Origin of the sequence: Chryseobacterium shigense (genome assembly GCF_014207845.1) — a bacterium.
Taxonomy (GTDB): Bacteria; Bacteroidota; Bacteroidia; order Flavobacteriales; family Weeksellaceae; genus Chryseobacterium; species Chryseobacterium shigense_A.
Map to the genome: position 1 here is coordinate 409,855 of NZ_JACHLC010000003.1, position 21,511 is coordinate 431,365.

Genomic DNA, 21,511 nt, shown 5'->3' on the forward strand with positions numbered 1-21,511 from the left:
CTTTGTAATTCAAAGTTCTTTTTATGGATTCGAAAAACTATCACGAAGACTTATCCCATATCCGTTCCATGATGGAGCGGTCTTCCAGATTTATTTCACTGAGTGGACTGTCCGGAGTATTTGCCGGATTGGCAGCACTAATTGGTGCCGGATATGTATATTTTGTTTTCCAGAGGGAAGGAATCAACTACTTAGATGGAGACAGGAACTTTTTCGGCCCGGCATTGGTCAAAGAACTGGTGCTTACTGGAACTGTGATTTTACTGACTGCTTTACTCAGCGGATATATTTTTACAGCCAATAAAAGTAAAAAGAAAGGACAAAAGATCTGGGATGCCACAACCAGACGTTTGCTTCTAACCTTTGCCGTTCCTTTGGTAACGGGAGGAATTTTCTGCCTTGCGCTTCTTTTTCATCACCTGTTTGTATGGATTGCACCGGCTACACTGATTTTTTATGGAATTGCTCTCGTTAGCGCAGAACGATATACTTTGACGGACATTAAATACCTTGGATATTGCCAGATCATTCTGGGACTGATTTCACTGTTCTTCTTGGGATGGGGCCTGTTATTCTGGACCATTGGTTTTGGAGTTCTGCATATTGTATATGGATTGATTATGCATAAAAAATATAAGTAAATGAATAAAACCCTCAAATACTTTCTTATTGCTCTTTGTGCAGTCGGTGGATTATTTTTGATCGGTTTTATTATAATGGTTTTAATGATTGGTTTCGCATTTGGAAGTTTTGACAAGGGCTATTCGGTTTCTGAGTTAAAAGAGGAATATTACTCTAAAGAAGTTGAAATTAAAGAACTGGTAAATTATTATAACACAATTAAACCCAAAAATTGTTCTGTAGATATAGAATTTAAAAATGATAAGATCCTTGAGAGATTAACAGTAATTTCTAAAGATTCATCAAATGAAATAATTTATCAGGAATGGGATATAAACTCCAATGTTTTACAGACAGAAAAACTTAAAAATTTAGTAGGATGGAGTGAGCGCGAAATTACGGGTTTAAAAAGTAAACTGGATCAGGCAAACTGCATTTCTATAGAAGAAGGAGAGCCTTTGAAAATTGGTTTCAAGAGAAGCGGGATGGGAATGTTTTCTTTTAATATTTTCCAGGAAGCGAGAACTAACCGGGATGAATATAATAATAACTGCGAATATATCCTAGTAAATAAATATTTAGCTCTTCAATATGGAGGAGGAGCAATTGGACCTCAGTGTTTTCCAGATAAGAATTAAAAAATTATGATTAAAATAAATCAACTCAACAAAGAATTCGAAAGCCGCGTAAGATTGGGCATTATGTCCGTTCTTATGGTCAACGACTGGGTTGATTTTTCTGAAATGAAAAACCTTTTAGACATTACAGACGGTAATCTCGCAAGTCATAGCAATGCTCTGGAAAAAGCAGGATATATTGAAGTGAAAAAAGAATTTGTAGGGAAAAAGCCCAAAACTTCATACCGTGTAACACAGAATGGCAGAACAGCCTTTAATGAGCATCTGGATGCACTTGAAAAATTATTGGGGCGATAGATCCTATATTTTTTTGAAAATTAACTTTGAGATACAAAGTACTTTATAAAATAAAAATTAAATAAAATGATGACAACAAGACAAAAAACATTCACAATTTATGCTCTTCCACCGGTTTTACTGTGTATTCCGCTGGTGGGAAATCTAATATCTAAAGAAGTCAACTGGTCAGCTTCGGATTTTCTGATTGCCGGAGCATTACTTTTTACAACAGCATTTCTGATCAACCTGGTCAGAAGCAAAATCAAAAAACAAGGCCAGAGAATCCTGATCTGCGCTTTCATTCTGATAGTTGTTGCATTGATCTGGATTGAATTGGCAGTAGGGATTTTCGGAAGTCCGTTTGCCGGAAGTTAAACGGATCTTATTTAACGTATGACAAGAAAAGAATTCATTAAAAGATTGATGCAGATTTCAGTAATTGGAGCTTTCCCTGCATTATATTCCTGGCAGGTAGAACCTTTCTGGGTAGAATTTGTCCGGAGAAAACTACCGGTTAAAAACCTGCCGGAAGCTTTGGAAGGGAAGATACTCATGCAGATATCGGATCTACATGTTGGTGACCGTTTCGACTGGAATTTCCTGATTGATTCCTTTCAAAAAGCCCAAAAGCTCCATCCTGATTTTGTAGTGTATACCGGAGATTTTGTGAATCACGGTACCGAAGAAGAACAGGAAGACCTGAAAAAAGTAATGGAACATGCGGTTCACGGAAAGCTGGGAACTTTCGGAATTCTTGGAAATCACGACTATGGAAAAAACTGGGATGACACGGAATGCTCTGAAAATGTTTCAGATATTCTCGAAAGCTTCGGAATCAGTATGCTTAAAAACAACAGTGAAGAAAGTTACGGACTCAATTTCATAGGATTCGAAGATCTGTGGTCTCCTAATTTTTACCCGATGGAAGTCATGAAAAATTATGACCCTTCAAAAGCCAATATCATACTCTGCCATAATCCGGATGCCTGCGACAGGGATATATGGAATGGCTATCAGGGATGGATTCTGAGTGGGCACACTCACGGAGGACAGTGCAGGATTCCGGGAATCATCACACCCATACTTCCCGTTGAAAATAAAAAATATGTGTCCGGGGAAATAGATCTTCAGGATGGAAGGATGCTGTACATCAACCGCGCCATAGGGCATTCCTTCCAGATAAGATTTATGGTACGCCCGGAAATTACCCTTTTTACTTTAACTCAAGCTTAATATTATACCTATGAAAAATGATGAAATTATACATACCGGAAAATGTACTTTCTGGCTCTTCTTTATCCTCGGGAATATCTGTCTTTTCGGCTATTTAATAACAGGAAACGGCAGCTTTGCAGGTGGAGGTTTTATGCTTTTAATTTTCGGAACCATTATCAACCTGCTTCTTGTGATTGGATTGTTAATTTACGGAATTGCCAGCAGATCTAAACTTAATGCATGCCTTAAAGCAATAGGTTTGCTCACAATCAATATTCCCATAGCATACGTCTATGCCGTAATAGGACTTAGCCTTAATTAAAAATAATACATTATGAAAAAAATACGTGTTCAGTTTCTGCTTTTTGTGTACAATAAAACTCAAAAGCTTTACAGAAAATACTTTAAAAAGAAAAAAAGACAATGGCAGTTCAATGAAGAGCAGCTGCTGAAATTCCAGGAAGATTCACTGGGAAGAAAGCTGGGAGAATTCTACAAAAAACATGGATTTTCAATGATCCCCAAAATGGAAAACCATGATGTGCACCACCTGATCACAGGATGCGGAACCCAGTTCGAAGACGAGGTAGCCATGCAATACCTTCTTCTCGGAAACGGCAAACTGAATGCCCACCTCCTTGCCGCAGTTGTACTGGGAACTCTTATCCTTCCGGAATATCTGAAACTGTACATGAAAGCATACCGAAAAGGACAAAGTATGAAACCCTTCTATCACTGGGACTTTGAAAGCCTGCTGTGGCAGAACTTCGATCACCTGAAAGATTATATCCAGCAGAAGGAACCAACAGTATTGTTTTAATCAGCCAGTATGAAAAAAATAAAATTCAGTAAGCTCGGCAGGGACGTTTTCCTCTCTTCGTTTTTATTGGGAACACTGCTGTTGCTTGTCTTTCTGATCACGAAAGCATATTATCTGTTAGTGATAGGATTTTATTTTGTAGTCACTACAGCCATAGTCAATATGCTTGTCTTACTGCATGAGCTTATAGAGTTTCTGAATGATATTCCAAATAAAAAAGCTTCCGGAAACTCTGTACTGCTTCTTCTGATGAATATTCCCGTGACTATACTTTATCTATTGATCATTTTTAATTTCGGTTTATCAATGTTTCATTCGCAATAACATATCTGATAGCCAATCTTTAAATCATTCAATTCTTTAATTTTTAAATTATTGAATTTCCCAATCTTCAAATTTTAAAACTATGAAAACACATCATTATATATTCCTTACAGCCGCCTTGTTTGTCATTCTGTTCTATGACCAGGAAATCGGTTTGAATCTCGGTATTCTCGGTATTGTTTACGCGGTGCTCACCTGGTTTAAAACTTCGGAAAGTAACAAAACCCGCACTTTTCTGATACTCTTTGTTACAAGTATTCTGTCAAGTATTGTTTTTGCATGGTTCAGAGACTTTCCCTCCCTGCTGGCGGTTGTAAGTTCCCTGCTGCTGCTGGGGTACCGTTCACGGAACAGAAAGCTGAAAATACTGTTCCTGATTCCCGTATTTATCATCAACAGCTTTACCTCAATTTTCAGATTCTTCAGCTTTGATGAATGGCTCCCGAAAAAGAATATTTCCGGTGTATGGCAGAAAACTTTAGCCTTTATTGTTATTCCGCTGTTGTTTATCTCTATATTTTTCGGGATCTATTCGGCAGGGAGCGATCATTTTGCAGCTGTTTTCAGAGATTACGAACTGGATATTAACGTATGGCATGTGCTGGGACTCTCCGTTCTTGGGTTTTTCATTGCTTTCAACTATTGGAATTATGCGGTGGAAAGATTCATCTATAAAAAGAACCAACTGCTGGATGATGATTTTCAGGAAAACAATACAATCCAGAAGGCAACCTATTCCTTCCTTGATCTGGATGCGGAGAGAACCAGCGGTGTGATCTCTTTCTTCTGCCTGAATATTTTACTCGTATTTTTTATCATTACTTACAACTACGAGCAGTTTTATGAAGTGTCAAAAACCCCGGTTCAGCTTTCGGAAGAAACGCATGAAAGGGTCAATGCCGTAATTATGTCTATTGTTATGGCTGTACTCGTTATTATGTTCTATTTTAAATCCGGGTTCAATTTTGATCCTAAAGCTAAAATGATGAAACTTCTTGCAAAGATCTGGATCATTCTGAATGCCATTCTCGTCTTTTCCGCAGCGTTGAAAAACTATGAATATATAATCAGCTACGGATATACATATAAAAGGCTGGGAGTTTTTGCTTTTCTTCTTTTGTCCGTCATTGGGCTGGCCCTTACTTTCATTAAAATTCAGAAGAAAAAGAGAAATGCATTCCTGTTCAATACCATGGCCTGGTATTTTTATGGAACAATTTTGGCTTGTAGTTATGTAAACTGGGGCGGAATTATTACTTCCCAGAATATGAAACGTAAAGATTTTGTGGTAAACTATCACCTGGAACAGATCAGGTTCAGTGAAAGAAAACTGCTGAAGTATGCAGAAGAAAAAAACGATCTGCAGCTTAAAAAGAAAGTGCTGGAAAAAGTTGATATAGAAAAAAACAAGCCTTTCCTTTCGAAGATTCTTTACTTTGAAACACTAAAAGATTAATTGTTATGAAAAAATCCTTACTGTTAATTCCATTGATTATTATTTCATGTAAAAAAGAACCGAACATAACAGAAACTCCCGGAAGAGATTCAGTAATGGTTACAGAAATGCCGGATTCTGCGGCTAAAGCAGATTCAGTATCGCTTAGAAAAAGAGATTCAATTATTAACAATGCTCCCGTCACTAAAGAAGTACTGCGCAAAGGCGTGATGAGAAGTGAGAAAGATGGTCAGATTATCAGAACAGCAGATGCATCACAGCTTCCTTTCACATTGGGTGAAGAATTTACAAAAGACGGGCAGGAACTGATTTTAAAACTGACGAATTACAACAAACCTGAAATTAAAGCCAGGATTTCTACCAATGAAAAGGATTTTAATATCAGATTCAACCAGATCAGGCTTCCAAACGGAGAGTATGACGGACCTTTCAGCAGGGAAATTTCCTATGATATTAAAGAGTCAGGAGAAGTGTGGCTGATTATCGGAAAGAGCAATATGGCTTCCGGTAATACGAAAGGGGGTTTTAATGTAAGTGTGGAATAAAATTCACCATTTTGGTATAATTTCTGCAAACTCAATCCTAAAGTTTAAAGTTATGAGAAATATATTTTTAATGACAGCGGCCGTTTCTGTATTGGCAGTAAGTTGCGGAACTGTGCAATCGCTCGTTCAGAATACATTCCCTTATACAGCCAATGTTTTGGTTTCTACGGGAGTACCTTCGGATAAAGAGGTTTCATCTACTTCTACAGCCACAAATGTACAGACATGGTTTGGTGGAAATAACAATGCGAAGATTAAGGATGTAAGGATTTCCGATGCCAAAATTTCTGTTGTTTCTCCTTCAGGCGGAAACCTAAGTGCCCTTAAATCTGTAAAAGTGTATGTTTCTTCCAGCGGAACAGGTGAAAAACTTGTAGCATCACGATCCGGTATAACAACCGATTCCTCCAGTTTGAATCTTGATATAAACGACACCGGATATCTGGATGAGGTTGTGAAAAGTACAGGACTTACGGTAAGAACAGTATATGAGCTGAAAAATCAGACAAGTTCAGATATGACGCTTAAAATAGCGCTTAATTTCAACAGCGTTCCTGCAAATTAGTTTTTGAATAAATAGAAATAAAATAGGCCGGCCTGGAAAGGCCGGCCTATTGTTTTAATATGATTATTGCTCTGATAATTTTGTCAACACTTCCATAGCTTTTTCACGGTCTTTTTTATTCACGAAAATATGGTCATGATAATAAGCTGCCACTACATTACAGCTGATCCTATTCTCTGAAAGGGCTTTTGCAAAAGCAGCCGTTAATCCCACAGCTTCCAGAGAAGAATGTACAGTTAATGTTATCCAGGACATTATCACAGAATATGCCAGATGTAATCCGTCCGCAATTTCTTTTTTGAGGATGACTGTAAATCCTTCCTCTTCCCTGAAAAACATTTCAGTCCGGTTCAAATCAACATTTCCAATATCCTTGACCGTACAAAAAACATAATCGCCTGTGTTATGTTTGGGTTTCATAGTTTTTAAAAGCTGTTGTAAATCCTTTTCTCCGCTCATTTTTCAATAATTAAAGAGACAATATACATTATTTCTGTGGTTTTATTATTTGAGTTATAATTTGGTAAACTTTTCAATGACTCTTCGTTGTCCTTCAATAATGTTGATAAGATACTGCCCGGTCAGAAGATCAGAGATGTCAATTTTTTCACCCGCAGAAACTGAACCTTTTTTGATTGTCCTTCCCTGCATATTGATCATTTCAAAATCCATTTTTTTACCTTCATTGCTGTGAATAGTAATGTAGCCGGTAGCAGGATTAGGATAGATTTTGATTTCTAAAGGAAGCGCGACCTCTGCTTTTTTTGTTGTAAGTAAAGAGTTGCTTTCCAGTTGCAGTATTGCATTTTTTACATTAGGAAAAGGACCTATTTTCTGTCCGGCAACAGTTCCGCCCTGAGGAATTCCGGTAGATATCAGCAGGTTTTTCATAGCTGCAGGACTTAAATACTGGCCTGTGGTCTGACGGTAAAAAGACTGGATCAGAATAGCTGCGGACGCCACAACAGGAGTCGCAGAACTTGTTCCGCTAAAATAATTGTAGGTTCTGTTGTTGTCGTTATCATATTTTTGATAGGATCCATATCCGGCAGCCAGAACATTGCTTCCCCAACCCTGTACATCCACTCTGTTTCCATAGGTACTGAAGCTCAGTTTAGAGTGCGTGGTATTGGGAGAGCCTGCACCAACGATAATTGCTCCACTGTTTCCTCTTGCCATGTAAGAAGCATAAAAAGGATCATCCAGGTTCTGATTCCCGTTTCCGGCTGCTGCAATAATGATAATTCCGGAATCAGTAGCGGCTTTTGTCAGGTCCCAGATTACACTGTCATATTCAGCAGGGCAGTACTGACCGTCTTTTCCGCCTGTCTGCATTTCATATAAAATAATATCACCGGCCTGCGATGCATTGATGGATCTGCTTACTGCGGCCGCTCTGTTGTAACCAACGGTAGTCCATTCCATATATCCTTTGATTTCAGAAGCACTGTAAGCAGCTCCGGAAAGCCCGATATTATCCTTCACAGAACCTAAAATACTTACTACAGCAGTTCCGTGGTCCCGGTAATTATTTCCCGACAACCCTGAATTGGGAGAATATCCCGTTTCCAGCTGGATAGAATTTTGATTGGATAGCATTTCATGAGTCTTGTAAAAGCCATATTCTACATCACGTACACGGATGTTCTGACCTGTAATGCCTCTGGACCAAGCATATTTTGCATTGATCCCGGGATTATCATTTAGGTAAGTCTGCAGGCTTTCCAGATCGGGAGTTGCTACGAATGCCTTAACGGATGGCGGTTCGATAGGGGTGCTGCTCATTACAGAAACATATTCCACTTCCGGGAACCTCTCGAGGATACGGGCTGTTTTTTCTGCATCTTCATTGTTTAGCAGGGGAAAATTTACTCTGAAAATTCGTTTCAGTTTTTCAACGGATTCACCTGAGTTGCCATTCGCTTTGCTGTTTTTGATCATTTCTTCCAGTTTTCTGTCATCAAAACCGAGATCATTAACAAAAGAAATTTCATTTACTTTAACAAATTCCGCTAATGCCGGATTTTTAGTGAGTGCAGCTTTTTCAGAAGCAATCTCTTTTGCAAAGCATACATAAATGTTAGAATTTGAACGGTCATTCTTCTGCCCGAAAGAAAGCAGGAAAATGAAGACACATAATGTGAAAAGTCTAAATTTTGTTCTCATAATATTAATATTAAATGGTTGTAAACCAAATATATAATTTTAACGAGAAATATTAATCACATTTTTGTGAAATTTAAGAAATGATTCAATTATTTAATTTTTTAGCCAATGCATCGTAACGTTTTTCAGCTTTTTGTGATTGAATCCATCACAATTGTTACAGGACCATCATTGATCAGGGAGACTTTCATATCTGCGCCAAAAATTCCGCTTTCTGTTTTTAATCCTGATTTAGCCAGCTCTTCTTTAAAATATTCGAAAAGAGGAATGGCTTTGTCCGGTTTTGCCGCTTTGATGAAAGAGGGGCGGTTGCCTTTTTTATAATCTGCAATGAGGGTAAACTGACTGATACATAAAATTTCTCCCGCAATATCTGTTACGGAAAGATTAAGTTTATCATCTTCATCACCGAATATTCTCAGATTTAAGATTTTCTGAACAAGCCAGTCTGCATCAGATTTTTCGTCATTTTCATCAATTCCTGTCAACAGCATTAGCCCTTTTCCGATTTCCCCTACAATTTTTCCGTCTACTTTTACATAGGCTTCGGAAACTCTTTGTATAACAATCTTCATTTAGAAATAAATGTTTAAGGTTTTACTGGCAGCATCATAATTGTACGGATATGTTTTAGGAGGAAGGGAAGTGGCCGCTCCTGATTCCGGCTGTCCCGTTCTCAAAATCCAGCGGGTATTGTCTTTAGGACACAGAATACTGATATTATCCTTTACCTCAAGGGTCGTATTGGTATCAGGACAAAGATGGGGAGCATTTCTGTCATATGCTTTAAATGTATCTCCGGCACGGACTATAATCAGGCCTCTTGTTCCGGACTGCTGTTCATTTACATAAATCCAGCCTCCGTCATAGTTAAGATTATTATAGGCAGGCAGATTCAGGTTTAAAGTTACGTTGATAGGGTTGTTGGGGAAACAGTTTACAGTATCTTCCCTGCTTCCGCATGAGTTTATGGTTAAATTACTGAAAATCAGTAGTGTTAAAATAGATAGGATTGAAAAAGTTTTTTTCATTTCAATTTAAATTTTTATATATTTGTAAAAGTTAAACGATTATAACACGCAAAACATTGTCCGGCAAATGTCGGATTATTTTTTTATACCAAAACTAAATTTAGAAAATTATGGCAAGCTATGTAACAAAGGCGGGGCAAGAAAAAATGAAAGCTGAGCTGGAACAGTTGGAAACTGTAGAAAGACCAAAAATCACCCAGCAGATTGCAGAAGCGAGAGATAAAGGAGATTTATCTGAAAATGCTGAATATGATGCTGCTAAAGAAGCTCAGGGTATGCTTGAAATGAGAATTTCCAAGCTTAAAGATGTTATTGCAAATTCCAAGATCATAGATGAAAGTCAGTTAGATACTTCAAAGGTTTCAATCCTTACTACGGTAAAACTTAAAAACAATGCTACTAATCAGGAGCAGGTGTTTACATTAGTGCCGGATAATGAAAGCGACCTTAAAACAGGTAAGATTTCCGTGAATACACCAATCGCAAAAGGATTACTGGGAAAAGTAATTGGCGAAACGGCAGATATTACATTGCCAAACGGGAACAAACTGTCTTTCGAGGTATTAGACATCACTCTATAGTTTTCGGAATAATGTCCGGAATTAAATTATTCTAACATCTAATATTTAACTTCTAAAAAATGAGCAGTATATTCACGAAGATTATTAACGGTGAAATCCCCTCATATAAAATTGCTGAGGACGAGAATTTTATAGCATTTCTTGATGCTATGCCTTTGGTAAAAGGACATACACTGGTAATTCCTAAAAAAGAAGTTGATCTGATCTTTGATCTGGAAAGCGAAGAATATAAAAATCTTTGGGGATTTGCCCAGAAGGTTGCCAAAAAGGTTAAAAATGCAGTACCCTGTATAAGAGTGGGGGTAGCTGTAGTAGGACTTGAAGTTCCTCATGCACACATCCATCTTATTCCTTTAAACAAGATGGAAGATATGAACTTCAGAAATGAAAGACTGAAATTAACAGACGAAGAATATAAAGAGATCCAAAACTCAATTATTAATTCTTAAAAAGTACACAATCGTAAAAAAGAAATTTTTTACGATTTTCTTTAACATATATTATATAGTATGAATTCAAACCAATGTTCTTTCTGCGGCAGAAAAAGAAATGAAGTACAGATGCTTATTTCCGGGCAAAGTGGCTTTATCTGCGAGAATTGTATTGAACAGGCGCATGTTATCGTAAAAGACAGCGTTTCTAAAACAGGGGCTTCTCCTGCAGCCAATATAGACGAGCTTAAGAAACCTAAAGAGATCAAAGAATTTCTTAACCAATATGTAATTGGACAGGATCAGGCAAAAAAACAGCTTTCAATTGCAGTATACAATCATTATAAAAGACTGCTTCATGCTCAGGACGAAAACAGGGAGGTGGAACTGGAAAAATCAAATATCATTATGATAGGCGAAACCGGTACCGGAAAAACCCTTCTGGCAAAAACCATCGCAAGAGAGCTTAATGTTCCGTTCTGTATTGTAGATGCTACTATTCTTACGGAAGCAGGTTATGTGGGGGAAGATGTGGAAAGTATCCTTTCAAGGCTTCTTATGGTTGCCGAATATGATGTGGAAAAAGCAGAAAGAGGAATTGTATTTATTGATGAGATTGATAAAATTGCAAGAAAATCTGATAATCCAAGCATTACAAGAGATGTTTCCGGAGAAGGTGTGCAGCAGGGACTATTGAAACTTCTGGAAGGAAGCATCGTAAATGTGCCGCCTCAGGGAGGCAGAAAACACCCGGATCAGAAATATATTCAGGTAAATACCCAAAATATTCTGTTTATTGCAGGAGGTGCTTTTGACGGGATCAAAGAGATTATTGAAAGAAGAATGAATAAGCAGGCCATTGGATTCAGTTCGGAAAAAATAAACAAAACTGATGAAGATGAATACGTACTGACCCACATCAATGCCATTGATCTTCGTTCTTTCGGATTGATTCCTGAGCTTTTAGGAAGATTCCCGATCATTACTTACTTGGATAAACTTACCAAAGAAACGATGGTAAGAATCATGAAAGAGCCTAAGAATTCCATCATCAATCAGTTTGTGGAGCTTTTCAAGATGGATGGCACGAATTTGGTTTTCACAGACGGTGCTATTGAAAAGATTGTAGAAGAAACCATCGAAAAAGGATTAGGGGCCAGAGGCTTGAGGGGAACAACGGAAAAAGTACTGGAAGACTATATGTTTTCAATAGGTGAAGAGAAAGAAATCGTATTAACGGAGGATAATATTTTTGTTAATAAATAAAATATTTTTTTTTCTTTAAAAAAAAGTCTTACCTTTGCGGGTGAAGATTGTATTAACACACAAATAATTATATACAATGAGAAAAAGTTTATTTGCTATAGGTCTTTTAGCAATTAGTTACTCTGTTCAGGCGCAGATACTATGTCATGTTGACACTAATGCTAATATGTATGTGAGCGAAGGCACCCTCGTCTACAGTGGTGGAGGTGTACAGACAAGAGATAATGGTATCCTTGACGTTCACGGTAATGTAATGATCGCAGGTGTTACCGGAGATGTTATTAAAACAATTTCTGGAGCGGGAGCGGGTAGTCCTAAAACTAATGGTGGAAACATCATTTTAAGGCTTAATACTCCTGGAAATACTGACGACGCATCTACTTACGGGCAGTTATATGTTAATGGTTTAAGTCAAACCGACATTACTGGAATCGTAAGTAAAGAATTCAGAACCAAGAAACATGGTACTGGAAATTACTATCAACAAGTTGGTATGCCTTTCTTTGGTAAAGCCTTAAGTACATTATCCACTGAATTGGGTAAAACATTCGGAACGGTAAGAAGAAGCAGGAATGAAATCTTAACCATGAACAACTTGGCAGCTGTAGCTGATTTTACAGATTTAAGTGTTCCTACAAGTGATCCTTCCGGGTATTTTATGCTTGGGTCTAGTAATGACAATTTAGACGTAAGTAGTGCTATGCATACTATTAATGGCCGCCCTTATGCTACATTGGCAGCTCCTGTAACTCTTCAAAATGGAGGGAATGTTAACTTTGGGACCAATGGTAATGCTACTAACGGGTATAATGAAAGATATAACACTTATCTTCAGGATCAGTTCGAAAGTTCAGCCTCTCTTTGGTTGAATTCTTATGGTAAAAATATTTACCAGTTTGGAAATCCTTTCTTAACGAATATCGACTTATCGAGAATAGGATATCCAGAACCGGTGTCCGGAGGAGTTAGTGATGGTAATAATATTAGTAACATTTGGGGTGTAAGGTATGATCCGGGAACTGTAGTTGTAGGCTCGCAAGGGAATGCTTACAGTACTGGGGCACTGATTACTACTTATGATGCAACGACAAAAATTCCTGTTGGTGATGTAAGTGTAATGATTAAACCAATGCAGACTTTTGTATTGAAATTAAGATCAAATGTACCTCAAACATTGGATTTTAATACTCTTAGAAGATTCAAAAGTGTCTCAAGAGCAGAAACTGTTGGTTACGATGTTAATGCTGCAAGGAATGGTGCAAAAGTTACTGAAGGCACAATAAAACAGCTTGGAGTAATTGGTTTAGATGCCAGCGGAAAAGAGATTGCAAGAACATATTATGTAGTATCACCGAGTGCTGTTACTGGTCACCAGACTTCTGTAGCAACTACAGTTCAGGCAACGGCAGGAAGTAACATTATCGGTACATTTGAAGAAGCTTTGAATGGTGGTTATGATACAAACTACACAGGTCAATATTGGTTATATATTAATGAAGCCAATGAAAATAACTTTAAAGGTAAGAACGTTAAACTGGTAAATTACGATACCGGTAAAGTAAAATCATATAAATTTGAAATCAGAGAAAACGGAGAGCTGGTTCCAGCAGGAACTCATTTGTTATCCGCAGGTGTAGGTTTCTACTATAAAGCATCAAATGGTACTTTGCAGCCGGCAACACAAGACGGAATTGCACCTAACGCTGTTGCTTCTTATGATTTATATTATGGCGAACCAAGCAATGTAGTACTGGGAACAAAAGATACAACAGCACCTTCAAGAACGTTGGTGGTGTACAATCCAGCGGTTAGTAACTATATTGTTAGATTTGATCCAAACTGGAAAAAGGCAGATATTGAAGTTTATGATATGAGCGGTAAACTGGTTATTTCTAAAAAGGCAGTTGATGCATCTAGGGATTTTGTAATAGAGCTTGATGGAGCTGTAAAAAATTCTTATGTTGTAAAAATTGTTTCTGATAAAGGAGAAACCGTTAACACTAAAATCTTAAAATAAATATTATGAAAACTATTAATAAACTAGTACTTGCTCTTTTCTTTTTCGGAACACTTCTAGTCAAAGCAGATGATGAAATACCACCAGTACCAGGAGGAGGAAACACCGGCGTTGTAGGACCTGGAGGACCTGCATCACCTATTGATATGTATGTTTATCTGCTATCGATTGTTGCAATTGCATTTATTATGTACTATACAAAAAAATTGAAGAGCCAAAAAGCCTAAAATTTTATTAAAATACCATTAAACTCTCTGATTAATCAGAGAGTTTTTTTATTTTTACTCTATGAAAAAGATATATATATTATCTGCAGTATTATCTGCATTTTCTCTGCAGGCTCAGTTTACAGTTACAATTCAGGCTCCGGCAGAATTTAAAGACCAGGACGCTATTCTATATACATTAAACGGTTCAAAAGATATAATCGTTACCAAAGAACAAAGCAAGAATAATACATGGACCTTCAAATATCCAAACCATTATATGGGGATGATGAAGGTATATTTTCCTGCTTCAAATAATGCGGTAAGTTTTGTTTCGGAGAATAAAAATGTTAGCATTAAGATGGATGTTCAGAATAATAAGGTTAAAGATGTTATCTATCTTGATGAAGTTAACGATCTCATGAGTAAGCAGCAGGAAGGTTCTCAGAAGAAAGAACTTATCCTTCCCGCACTCGCACAGATCAAAGAATATTATAAGGACAATACAGACTTCGGTAAAGCCCTTAAAACTGAAATAGAAAGACTGGCCGGAACGAGTAACACTATTGATGCGGCCCAGCATCCGTTTATTTCTTATTATAATACCAATTACAATAAGTTTTTGTCTAATTCAACCGATCAGACTAAAAAGACTACCCCGGATGACATTGTTAACTTCCTGGATAAATCCAATGATATGCTTGAGTCTTCTTCACTTTTAAGACCGGTGTTGGTCTCATATCTTAACTCAGGAGGGAATACCAATGTTACTGGTTCTGTAGACACCCTTTTAGAGCGCTTAAAGGTTGAAACTCCAAGGGGGCAGACCGTTTTATCAGAGCTTATTGATATCTTTGATGCCTATGACATGGAAGAGTACAAAACCAAGTATCTTACACTTGCAAAGAATCTTAAATGTACCATCACTGACAGGCTTGCATCCACTTTAAAATCCAATGCCAATGTTGAAATGGGAGCACTATTCCCTAACGTTAAATTCCAGTCTCCGGTAAATACATCTGCAAAATCACTGCACGATGTAAAGGCTGATAAAAAGATCATTGTTTTCTGGTCGTCCACATGCTCACATTGCGAAAGTGAACTGCCTCAGCTTTTAGCGAAGTATAATGATTTAAAGGCAAAAAATATACAGATTGTAGGTTTATCTTTAGATACGGACAAAACTTCCTACACACAAAAGATAGCTGCTTTTCCCTGGATCAATGACTCCGAATTAAGAGGATGGAACAGCAGTTATGTAGATACCTATAATGTTCATGCAACACCTACGTATTTTATTTTAGATGCTAACAATAAGATAATCAATAAACCAGACCACGTGGGCAATGTTTTGGAATATTTTAAGTTGAAATAATTTTGGTAGTAAGCAAATATTTTCTATATTTGCACCACCAAAACGGCGAGGTAGCTCAGTTGGTTAGAGCGCAGGATTCATAACCCTGAGGTCACGGGTTCAATTCCCGTCTTCGCTACAAATAAAGGCTGTAATCAGCAATTTAACTCTCTTGAAAAAGAGAGTTTTTTTGTGCCTTGATTTTTGATATAACACAGGTCTTTTTTGAATTTAAAATATATTCCTTGGCTCAAATGTATTAAGATTCGTAAGGGCTTAATATTGTAAGTAAGATATCATCCTCTTAAGCTTAAATGCGACTGATTTTTAATGTTGAGTAATTCGTCATTAATTTTATATATAAGGAATAGTACATCTTATAAAAAAGGCTGCTAACATTTGTTAGCAGCCTTAGGGTAGGTATTATTTTTTAATAATCTTCACAACTTGCTCAGAATTATTTATTCTAATAATATATGCGCCTGATGATAAGTTGGAGAGATTTGTTTTATTATTTTCAAATTTACCTTCTTTCACAAGCTGACCAGACAAGTTATATATCTGATAATAATAATCTTGGCTGTCTTTAGCATCTATATTAATAATATCGGTTACAGGATTTGGGAAAACATTAAGCTTTTTCTGCTCAATTTTTTTCTTAATTTCTTTTTCCGTAAATACATTGCCGGCTTTGCTTATTGCATCTGACTGTACAGGAATTGTAACATCATCAGGGGTAAATCCTTCTTCTTTTCCATTTCTGGACAGAATCTTAACACATCGGCAAGGAGCTCCGAAATACTGACTGTTATCACTATCCGATAAAAATACATTATTATTAGCAGTACTAAAAGTCATAGAAACGGGCCTTCCCTGATAAGAAGTGCGCAATGCAGCAGTCCATCTTTTTCCATTACCAAATTCTACTTTAGTTGGTATAGATGGGTCCGAAGAGAATATTATACTGCGGTTTCCTCTTATACCGGTTGTTCCATAGTTACCAACTTTATATGCCGGGTTCTGGAAAGCGTATCCTAAAATGGTATTTCCATTTTTAATAGGGGTGCCTAAATAATCATTTACTGCATTTTTTCCTGCAACAAAAACATTCTTTTTGTACCATAGAGATCCGCCTAAACCAGTCTCCGAATCATTAGTGGAATCGGCATCCGGTATTCTCCAGCCTTCCGGACAAGGGTCAAATGGTGATTTGCTGGTTCCTTTACCCCAGCGCTCAGGGAATTGACTAGCCTGATTAATTAACCAGTCTGTTCCCATTGTTCTAACCCCATTATAAGTATTTAAAGCACTAGGAATCATAAATACCAAAGGATTTTTAACAGAGTATCCTAAAACTTTAGCAATTTTATCAGCAGTTTTATCGATTCCTAAAACATTAGCGCTATTGGCATATGTATTATATGGAATAATATAATTACTTTCTGCATTTTCAAAAGTGTCAGCTGTAAGCTCACTATAAGTAATACTTCCATCTGCGTTGGCTCTTCCCAGGAAAACACTTGTTTTGTTGTTGTTTACATTTTCGTGGAACACAGGGAAAGGATCTTTTCTGCCCCATTGGTAATGTAAGCCTGCCGAATTTTGAATTTGCGACAACTCAGCTGCTGTAGGAGCACCTTGAGTTTGTAAAGACGAAGGTAACACCTGCAGCGCTCCTAAATCTCTATCCATAAACTGGGCTTGCTTCACTGCATTACTGGATAATCCCTTAACGTAATTTACAAAGTTGGGAGCAGCAGGATCACCTATATCAGTTGTATATAAATAAGAGCCCACTTCCGTATCGGTTATCCAAATATGCCAGCTCCAGTAAACTGGATTATCTATACTGCCATTATGAAGCGTTACTATAGCATTACCGCTTTGGTTTGGATTAATAAGAACCTTAATCTTGGAATCTGAAATAGCCGCTAATGATGTAGGAGAAGAATTAAGCACTGAAATGTTTTTAATCAGTTGTGTATTATTACTCCAATGTACATTAGCTTTTAAGTTGTTATAACTTACAGGATTCAGAATTTCCAGGTTATTCATATACTGATTTTGCATAGCAATTGCCTTTGAAACAGGAATTTCTATGGTAAATTCAGCCGTGTTTTTTACTTTTTGATAAGAGTTTGGCTGACTTATATATTCTTTTCCATAGTTCTTTTGATCTGTAAAGAATTCTGTAGGGAAATTATAATCATTATCCTTATATAAAGGATCTTTTATACATCGGCACCCGGCAGCGTCTGTAGTATGCATCGGGAACATAGGATCATAGGAGTACCTACCAATAACATTAGGCAAACCTGGGTCTGGTTTATCATTACTTGAATTGGGTTCATTTTCCGGAATAATCAACAACCCTTTTGCGGTATTAGAAGTACTACCTGAATTAGAGCCCCCAAAGACTGTTCTCGCCATAGTAGCAGTCCATAATCTTGTTTGGTGCATATCTCCATAGGAGTCTTCATTAAGCATTCTCCATAAAATTTTTCCGGTTCCTGGAAATAGGCCTAGATTATCTCCGCTAAAATTAGTCATATCAACCCCTATATTGGAATATACTTTAATGTTTTTCAATTGACTAGGGTAAGTAGGGTATCTACTGTAATCCGGTTTTATGAAACCATAAAAAGGGCTTGCTCCAATTTGCAAAGTAGCGTTATAACTACTTGCTGAGTTGCTGGTATAAAATTGGTTAGCTATTTCATTATATTTTGGCCCAAAAGGAGATCTGTTTAAGGGCATATCATAATTTGTAAAAGCCGAAAGCATAGAAGGGATTCTCCAGCCATTTGGACAAGGATCGTACTTTTCTTTGTTTCTATAAACATTTTTAACCGTCATTGTGGTTTCGGTTGAATTGTTTATATTTCCCTGTGCATTATCCGACCAAAAATTTACTCTTGCATTATTAGATGGGTTTACACTTGTCCCATTAATATAACCAAACCAATTATATCTGGAAGATGAGACGCCATCATAATGAAGTGCATCTGAATATATCAAACTCAATGGGTTTTTTATAGAAAGCGGTAAATTATATGTTATATACGCTTGTGCTTTGGGCACGGTTATCGCTATGTCGGTAAGTATTTTATAGTTAGCCCCATTTTCCAGGCTAGCCTTTACATCTCTTACTTTTCCTATTGAACCTGAAACTTCATAGTAAATATTCCCTCTGGTAATAAGTGGAGGAAAAGGGTCTTTTCTTCCCCATTGGTAAAGTAAACCTCCGTTTTTGTCATATTGATCTGTCCCTGTAATAGAAGCTCCTAAAGCTCCCAGGTTTCTGTCCATCCAGCCCCAATCTGAATCAGGGATTCTTTCTTGGGTACCATTTTTGAGCAGTCTTGCTTCATCACCATAACTTCTGTATTTTGAACCATTCGTAGGGTCATCGGTTACCCAAACGTGCCAGGACCACTGAATTTCTCCATTTACTTTAAATGCAATTACTGCGTTCCCTTCAAACGATTTCTTAATAGGAACTTTAATTTTTGCATTTTCAGCTTCTCCTGTCATTTCAAGTGAATAATTTTCTCCTGATTTAATTAAACCCGGGGTATCTTCCCATAACACATCAGCAGTTATCGTACCTTGAGGTAATGAAGTACTGTTTAAATATGTCACATTATCCTGCCACATCTTATATGCTTTTTTCACTGGAATATAAAGCCCGTCTGCCTCATTTCCATTATCATCTTTTCCTGTAAAGATGTAAGAATTAGGAGCCAGTTTCCAATCTTTAGCAGCTATAACCGTAATTGTTCCCTGCAAATTTTCAGGGCCACATCCTCCTGTAACGGTAACAGTGTAATTGTAAGTTCCGGCTGTTGCAGCTGTTCCGCTGATAGTAACCGCTGTTCCGTTTACTGTAGCTGTAACACCAGCTGGAAGCCCCGTTACGGAAGCTCCTGTAGCTCCGTTAAAAGTATATACTATCGGAGTGATAGCATTGTTTACCTCTACTGTCTGTGTGCTATTACCTGATGTTAATACCAAATTAGCAGGAGAGTTCACGGTTACTGTCATAGTGTTTGTAGAAGCACACTGTCCGGCATCTGGTGTAAAAGTATAAGTAGTAGTAGCCTGGTTGTTAATTGCAGGAGACCACGTTCCGGTAATACCTTCATCAGATGTTGCAGGCAAAGTAAATGAACTTCCTGAACATACTGGTGCTACTTGTGTAAAAGCTGGTGTAATAGAGGAAGTACAGCCTGCATTCCCTACACAAGCCTCCTGAACAGGTTGTAAATAAGCATGTACAGATGCATTAGCAGGGCTGCCTGCTTCAATAATTACATCTGAATTAAGCTGAAAGGTAGTTGCTATTTTATAGCATAAAACACCATTATGGATCTCAGTATTTAAATTAGAAAAATTCTGACTTGCCCAAAACACTCCGGCAGGGGTATAATATTTAATAGTGACATTACTTCCATTCCATTGATTTTTTGGAATGAAAATGGTGTAATTGTTATTGTTCCTGTTAAAACATATTCCTTTAGCTTTATCAACGCATTGTGCCTGCTTCGTATAATCATTCCAGTCGCTTTGCGGAAGTGGCGCCAGCGTATTGGATACTGCTGCATTTTTAGGGCTGTTTACTTCATAAGTCAAAGTCTGACCGGTAAAATCCTGCGATGTTCCTGCTTTTATGTAATAATACTCCTGACCATTTTTTGTAATCTTAGTCAAATTATTAACATTGTAATTATATCCGTTCCAAAATACACCATTTGAAAGATAAATTCTGAAGTTCACTGTAGTGTCTCCATTCCATTGATTTACAGGAATCAGGGCTTCTGCAAAACCATTGTGCAGACGGTTGAAGCAAACATTGGCTTTATCAACACACTGTTTTTGTTTCGTATAATCATTCCAGTCGCTTTGCGGAACTGCCGCCAACGTATTTGATACTGCTGCATTTTTAGGACTGCTCACTTCATAAGTCAAAGTCTGACCGATAAAATCCTGTGATGTCCCTTCTTTTATATAATAATACTCCTGACCGTTTTTTGTAACCTTAATCAGGTTATTAACATTGTAATTATATACGTTCCAAAGTCCGCCATCAGCAAGATAAATTTTGAAGCTTACCGTAGTGTCTCCATTCCATTGATTTACTGGAATCAGGGCTTCTGCAAAACCATTATGCAGACGGTTGAAGCAAACATTGGCTTTATCAATGCATTGCACTTGCTTTGTATAATTATTCCAGTCGCTTTGCGGAACTGCCGCCAACGTATTTGATACGGCTGCATTTTTAGGACTGCTCACCTCATAAGTCAAAGTCTGGTTGCTGTAATCCTGTGATGTTCCTACTTTTATGTAATAATACTCCTGGCCGTTTTTTGTAACCTTATTCAGGTTGTTAACATTGTAATTATACCCGTTAAAAAGTCCACCATTGGCAAGATAAATTTTGACATTCACCGTAGTGTCTCCACTCCATTGATCTACAGGAATTAAGGCTTCTGCAAAACCATTATGCAGACGGTTGAAACAAACATTGGCTTTATCAACACATTGTTCCTGCTTCGTATAATCATTCCAGTCGCTTTGTGGAATGGGCGCTAAGGTACCGGAAACTGCCGCATCCGAAGGACTGCTTACCTCATAAACTAAAGTCTGGTTGCTGTAATCCTGTGTTGTTCCTACTTTTAGGTGATAATATTCCTGGCCGTTTTTGGTAACCTTAGTCAAATTATTAACATTGTAATTATACCCGTTAAAAAGTCCACCGGTTGTAAAATAAATCTTGAAGGAAACTGTTGAGCCGTTCCACTGATTTACGGGAATCAGGGCTTCTGCAAAACTATTGTGCAGTCGATTAAAACAGACATTGCTGTTTTGGGCTAAAGATGTCAGCCAAAATAAGATTAAAAAAAAGAATGATAATTTTTTTTTCATACTTGAAGATTTTTAATAATTCCTACTCATTGAAGGCTTTTCGGAAAACCGCCTTTTAAGGCGCGAAAATA

At 37.4% G+C, this 21,511-nt stretch carries 22 protein-coding genes and 1 tRNA gene; 18 read left to right on the forward strand and 5 right to left on the reverse strand.

What is annotated here, in order from left to right; all coding sequences use genetic code 11:
- Positions 1 to 23: 23 nt before the first annotated feature.
- The 11 genes from HNP36_RS14685 to HNP36_RS14735 all read left to right on the forward strand — a co-directional run bounded on the left by HNP36_RS14685 (position 24) and on the right by HNP36_RS14735 (position 6,463).
- Positions 24 to 641 carry a hypothetical protein gene (locus HNP36_RS14685; RefSeq protein WP_184165140.1) on the forward strand — a complete coding sequence of 206 codons (618 nt, stop codon included), beginning with the start codon at positions 24 to 26 and terminating at the stop codon, positions 639 to 641.
- Entirely contained in the window at positions 642 to 1,259 is a 618-nt protein-coding gene (locus tag HNP36_RS14690) for a hypothetical protein (RefSeq protein ID WP_184165143.1), read from the forward strand.
- Positions 1,260 to 1,265: 6 nt separating this feature from the next.
- Positions 1,266 to 1,556 carry a winged helix-turn-helix domain-containing protein gene (locus HNP36_RS14695; RefSeq protein WP_184165146.1) on the forward strand — a complete coding sequence of 97 codons (291 nt, stop codon included), beginning with the start codon at positions 1,266 to 1,268 and terminating at the stop codon, positions 1,554 to 1,556.
- A gap of 66 nt (positions 1,557 to 1,622) precedes the next feature.
- Complete coding sequence (locus tag HNP36_RS14700; protein ID WP_184165149.1) at positions 1,623 to 1,913, forward strand: hypothetical protein; 291 nt, start codon at positions 1,623 to 1,625, stop codon at positions 1,911 to 1,913.
- Between the two features lie 18 nt (positions 1,914 to 1,931).
- Positions 1,932 to 2,771: a metallophosphoesterase gene (locus tag HNP36_RS14705; RefSeq protein WP_184429276.1), complete on the forward strand. Its 840-nt coding sequence runs from the start codon at positions 1,932 to 1,934 to the stop codon at positions 2,769 to 2,771.
- A gap of 10 nt (positions 2,772 to 2,781) precedes the next feature.
- Positions 2,782 to 3,075, forward strand: a complete 294-nt coding sequence (locus HNP36_RS14710) for a hypothetical protein (RefSeq protein ID WP_184167469.1) — start codon at positions 2,782 to 2,784, stop codon at positions 3,073 to 3,075.
- Positions 3,076 to 3,087: 12 nt separating this feature from the next.
- Positions 3,088 to 3,573: a Coq4 family protein gene (locus tag HNP36_RS14715; RefSeq protein WP_184167472.1), complete on the forward strand. Its 486-nt coding sequence runs from the start codon at positions 3,088 to 3,090 to the stop codon at positions 3,571 to 3,573.
- A 9-nt stretch (positions 3,574 to 3,582) separates the two neighbouring features.
- Positions 3,583 to 3,897 (forward strand): hypothetical protein, encoded by a 315-nt coding sequence (locus HNP36_RS14720; protein ID WP_184167475.1) that lies wholly within the window; start codon positions 3,583 to 3,585, stop codon positions 3,895 to 3,897.
- An 82-nt stretch (positions 3,898 to 3,979) separates the two neighbouring features.
- On the forward strand, positions 3,980 to 5,353 hold the full coding sequence (locus HNP36_RS14725; protein WP_184167478.1) for a DUF4173 domain-containing protein: 1,374 nt from the start codon (positions 3,980 to 3,982) through the stop codon (positions 5,351 to 5,353).
- Between the two features lie 5 nt (positions 5,354 to 5,358).
- Positions 5,359 to 5,898 carry a hypothetical protein gene (locus HNP36_RS14730; RefSeq protein ID WP_184167481.1) on the forward strand — a complete coding sequence of 180 codons (540 nt, stop codon included), beginning with the start codon at positions 5,359 to 5,361 and terminating at the stop codon, positions 5,896 to 5,898.
- Positions 5,899 to 5,950: 52 nt separating this feature from the next.
- A complete protein-coding gene (locus HNP36_RS14735; protein WP_184167484.1) occupies positions 5,951 to 6,463 on the forward strand; it encodes a hypothetical protein in 513 nt (170 codons plus the stop codon).
- A gap of 63 nt (positions 6,464 to 6,526) precedes the next feature.
- On the opposite strand, the gene HNP36_RS14740 is transcribed toward HNP36_RS14735, so the two are convergent.
- From HNP36_RS14740 to HNP36_RS14755, 4 genes are all read right to left on the reverse strand, one after another.
- Positions 6,527 to 6,922: an ACT domain-containing protein gene (locus HNP36_RS14740; protein ID WP_184167487.1), complete on the reverse strand. Its 396-nt coding sequence runs from the start codon at positions 6,920 to 6,922 to the stop codon at positions 6,527 to 6,529.
- A 54-nt stretch (positions 6,923 to 6,976) separates the two neighbouring features.
- A complete protein-coding gene (locus HNP36_RS14745) occupies positions 6,977 to 8,629 on the reverse strand; it encodes a S8/S53 family peptidase (RefSeq protein ID WP_184167490.1) in 1,653 nt (550 codons plus the stop codon).
- Between the two features lie 125 nt (positions 8,630 to 8,754).
- Positions 8,755 to 9,204, reverse strand: a complete 450-nt coding sequence (gene dtd / locus HNP36_RS14750) for a D-aminoacyl-tRNA deacylase (RefSeq protein ID WP_184167493.1) — start codon at positions 9,202 to 9,204, stop codon at positions 8,755 to 8,757.
- Positions 9,205 to 9,660, reverse strand: a complete 456-nt coding sequence (locus HNP36_RS14755) for a hypothetical protein (RefSeq protein ID WP_184167496.1) — start codon at positions 9,658 to 9,660, stop codon at positions 9,205 to 9,207.
- Between the two features lie 110 nt (positions 9,661 to 9,770).
- On the opposite strand from HNP36_RS14755, the gene greA reads away from it, so the two are divergent.
- From greA to HNP36_RS14790, 7 genes are all read left to right on the forward strand, one after another.
- Complete coding sequence (greA, locus tag HNP36_RS14760) at positions 9,771 to 10,241, forward strand: transcription elongation factor GreA (protein WP_184167499.1); 471 nt, start codon at positions 9,771 to 9,773, stop codon at positions 10,239 to 10,241.
- A gap of 59 nt (positions 10,242 to 10,300) precedes the next feature.
- The gene (locus tag HNP36_RS14765) at positions 10,301 to 10,690 is read left to right on the forward strand and encodes an HIT family protein (protein ID WP_184167502.1); all 390 of its coding nucleotides are present in this window, start codon (positions 10,301 to 10,303) and stop codon (positions 10,688 to 10,690) included.
- Between the two features lie 60 nt (positions 10,691 to 10,750).
- Entirely contained in the window at positions 10,751 to 11,938 is a 1,188-nt protein-coding gene (gene clpX / locus HNP36_RS14770) for an ATP-dependent Clp protease ATP-binding subunit ClpX (RefSeq protein WP_184167505.1), read from the forward strand.
- A 76-nt stretch (positions 11,939 to 12,014) separates the two neighbouring features.
- Positions 12,015 to 13,955: a T9SS type A sorting domain-containing protein gene (locus HNP36_RS14775; protein ID WP_184167508.1), complete on the forward strand. Its 1,941-nt coding sequence runs from the start codon at positions 12,015 to 12,017 to the stop codon at positions 13,953 to 13,955.
- Positions 13,956 to 13,960: 5 nt separating this feature from the next.
- Positions 13,961 to 14,182, forward strand: coding sequence for a signal peptidase (locus tag HNP36_RS14780; RefSeq protein ID WP_184167511.1), 222 nt, complete (start codon positions 13,961 to 13,963; stop codon positions 14,180 to 14,182).
- Between the two features lie 61 nt (positions 14,183 to 14,243).
- The gene (locus tag HNP36_RS14785; RefSeq protein WP_184167514.1) at positions 14,244 to 15,536 is read left to right on the forward strand and encodes a peroxiredoxin family protein; all 1,293 of its coding nucleotides are present in this window, start codon (positions 14,244 to 14,246) and stop codon (positions 15,534 to 15,536) included.
- A gap of 44 nt (positions 15,537 to 15,580) precedes the next feature.
- A tRNA-Met gene (locus tag HNP36_RS14790) sits at positions 15,581 to 15,654 on the forward strand.
- Positions 15,655 to 15,938: 284 nt separating this feature from the next.
- Here HNP36_RS14790 and HNP36_RS14795 read toward each other — a convergent pair.
- A complete protein-coding gene (locus HNP36_RS14795) occupies positions 15,939 to 21,440 on the reverse strand; it encodes a T9SS type A sorting domain-containing protein (RefSeq protein WP_184167517.1) in 5,502 nt (1,833 codons plus the stop codon).
- Positions 21,441 to 21,511: the final 71 nt, after the last annotated feature.

Coding starts and splice junctions, on each gene's coding strand:
- HNP36_RS14685 (WP_184165140.1), top strand. CDS start 24: ATGGATTCGAAAAACTATCACGAAGACTTATCCCATATCCGTTCCATG.
- HNP36_RS14690 (WP_184165143.1), top strand. CDS start 642: ATGAATAAAACCCTCAAATACTTTCTTATTGCTCTTTGTGCAGTCGGT.
- HNP36_RS14695 (WP_184165146.1), top strand. CDS start 1,266: ATGATTAAAATAAATCAACTCAACAAAGAATTCGAAAGCCGCGTAAGA.
- HNP36_RS14700 (WP_184165149.1), top strand. CDS start 1,623: ATGATGACAACAAGACAAAAAACATTCACAATTTATGCTCTTCCACCG.
- HNP36_RS14705 (WP_184429276.1), top strand. CDS start 1,932: ATGACAAGAAAAGAATTCATTAAAAGATTGATGCAGATTTCAGTAATT.
- HNP36_RS14710 (WP_184167469.1), top strand. CDS start 2,782: ATGAAAAATGATGAAATTATACATACCGGAAAATGTACTTTCTGGCTC.
- HNP36_RS14715 (WP_184167472.1), top strand. CDS start 3,088: ATGAAAAAAATACGTGTTCAGTTTCTGCTTTTTGTGTACAATAAAACT.
- HNP36_RS14720 (WP_184167475.1), top strand. CDS start 3,583: ATGAAAAAAATAAAATTCAGTAAGCTCGGCAGGGACGTTTTCCTCTCT.
- HNP36_RS14725 (WP_184167478.1), top strand. CDS start 3,980: ATGAAAACACATCATTATATATTCCTTACAGCCGCCTTGTTTGTCATT.
- HNP36_RS14730 (WP_184167481.1), top strand. CDS start 5,359: ATGAAAAAATCCTTACTGTTAATTCCATTGATTATTATTTCATGTAAA.
- HNP36_RS14735 (WP_184167484.1), top strand. CDS start 5,951: ATGAGAAATATATTTTTAATGACAGCGGCCGTTTCTGTATTGGCAGTA.
- HNP36_RS14740 (WP_184167487.1), bottom strand. CDS start 6,922: ATGAGCGGAGAAAAGGATTTACAACAGCTTTTAAAAACTATGAAACCC.
- HNP36_RS14745 (WP_184167490.1), bottom strand. CDS start 8,629: ATGAGAACAAAATTTAGACTTTTCACATTATGTGTCTTCATTTTCCTG.
- dtd (WP_184167493.1), bottom strand. CDS start 9,204: ATGAAGATTGTTATACAAAGAGTTTCCGAAGCCTATGTAAAAGTAGAC.
- HNP36_RS14755 (WP_184167496.1), bottom strand. CDS start 9,660: ATGAAAAAAACTTTTTCAATCCTATCTATTTTAACACTACTGATTTTC.
- greA (WP_184167499.1), top strand. CDS start 9,771: ATGGCAAGCTATGTAACAAAGGCGGGGCAAGAAAAAATGAAAGCTGAG.
- HNP36_RS14765 (WP_184167502.1), top strand. CDS start 10,301: ATGAGCAGTATATTCACGAAGATTATTAACGGTGAAATCCCCTCATAT.
- clpX (WP_184167505.1), top strand. CDS start 10,751: ATGAATTCAAACCAATGTTCTTTCTGCGGCAGAAAAAGAAATGAAGTA.
- HNP36_RS14775 (WP_184167508.1), top strand. CDS start 12,015: ATGAGAAAAAGTTTATTTGCTATAGGTCTTTTAGCAATTAGTTACTCT.
- HNP36_RS14780 (WP_184167511.1), top strand. CDS start 13,961: ATGAAAACTATTAATAAACTAGTACTTGCTCTTTTCTTTTTCGGAACA.
- HNP36_RS14785 (WP_184167514.1), top strand. CDS start 14,244: ATGAAAAAGATATATATATTATCTGCAGTATTATCTGCATTTTCTCTG.
- HNP36_RS14795 (WP_184167517.1), bottom strand. CDS start 21,440: ATGAAAAAAAAATTATCATTCTTTTTTTTAATCTTATTTTGGCTGACA.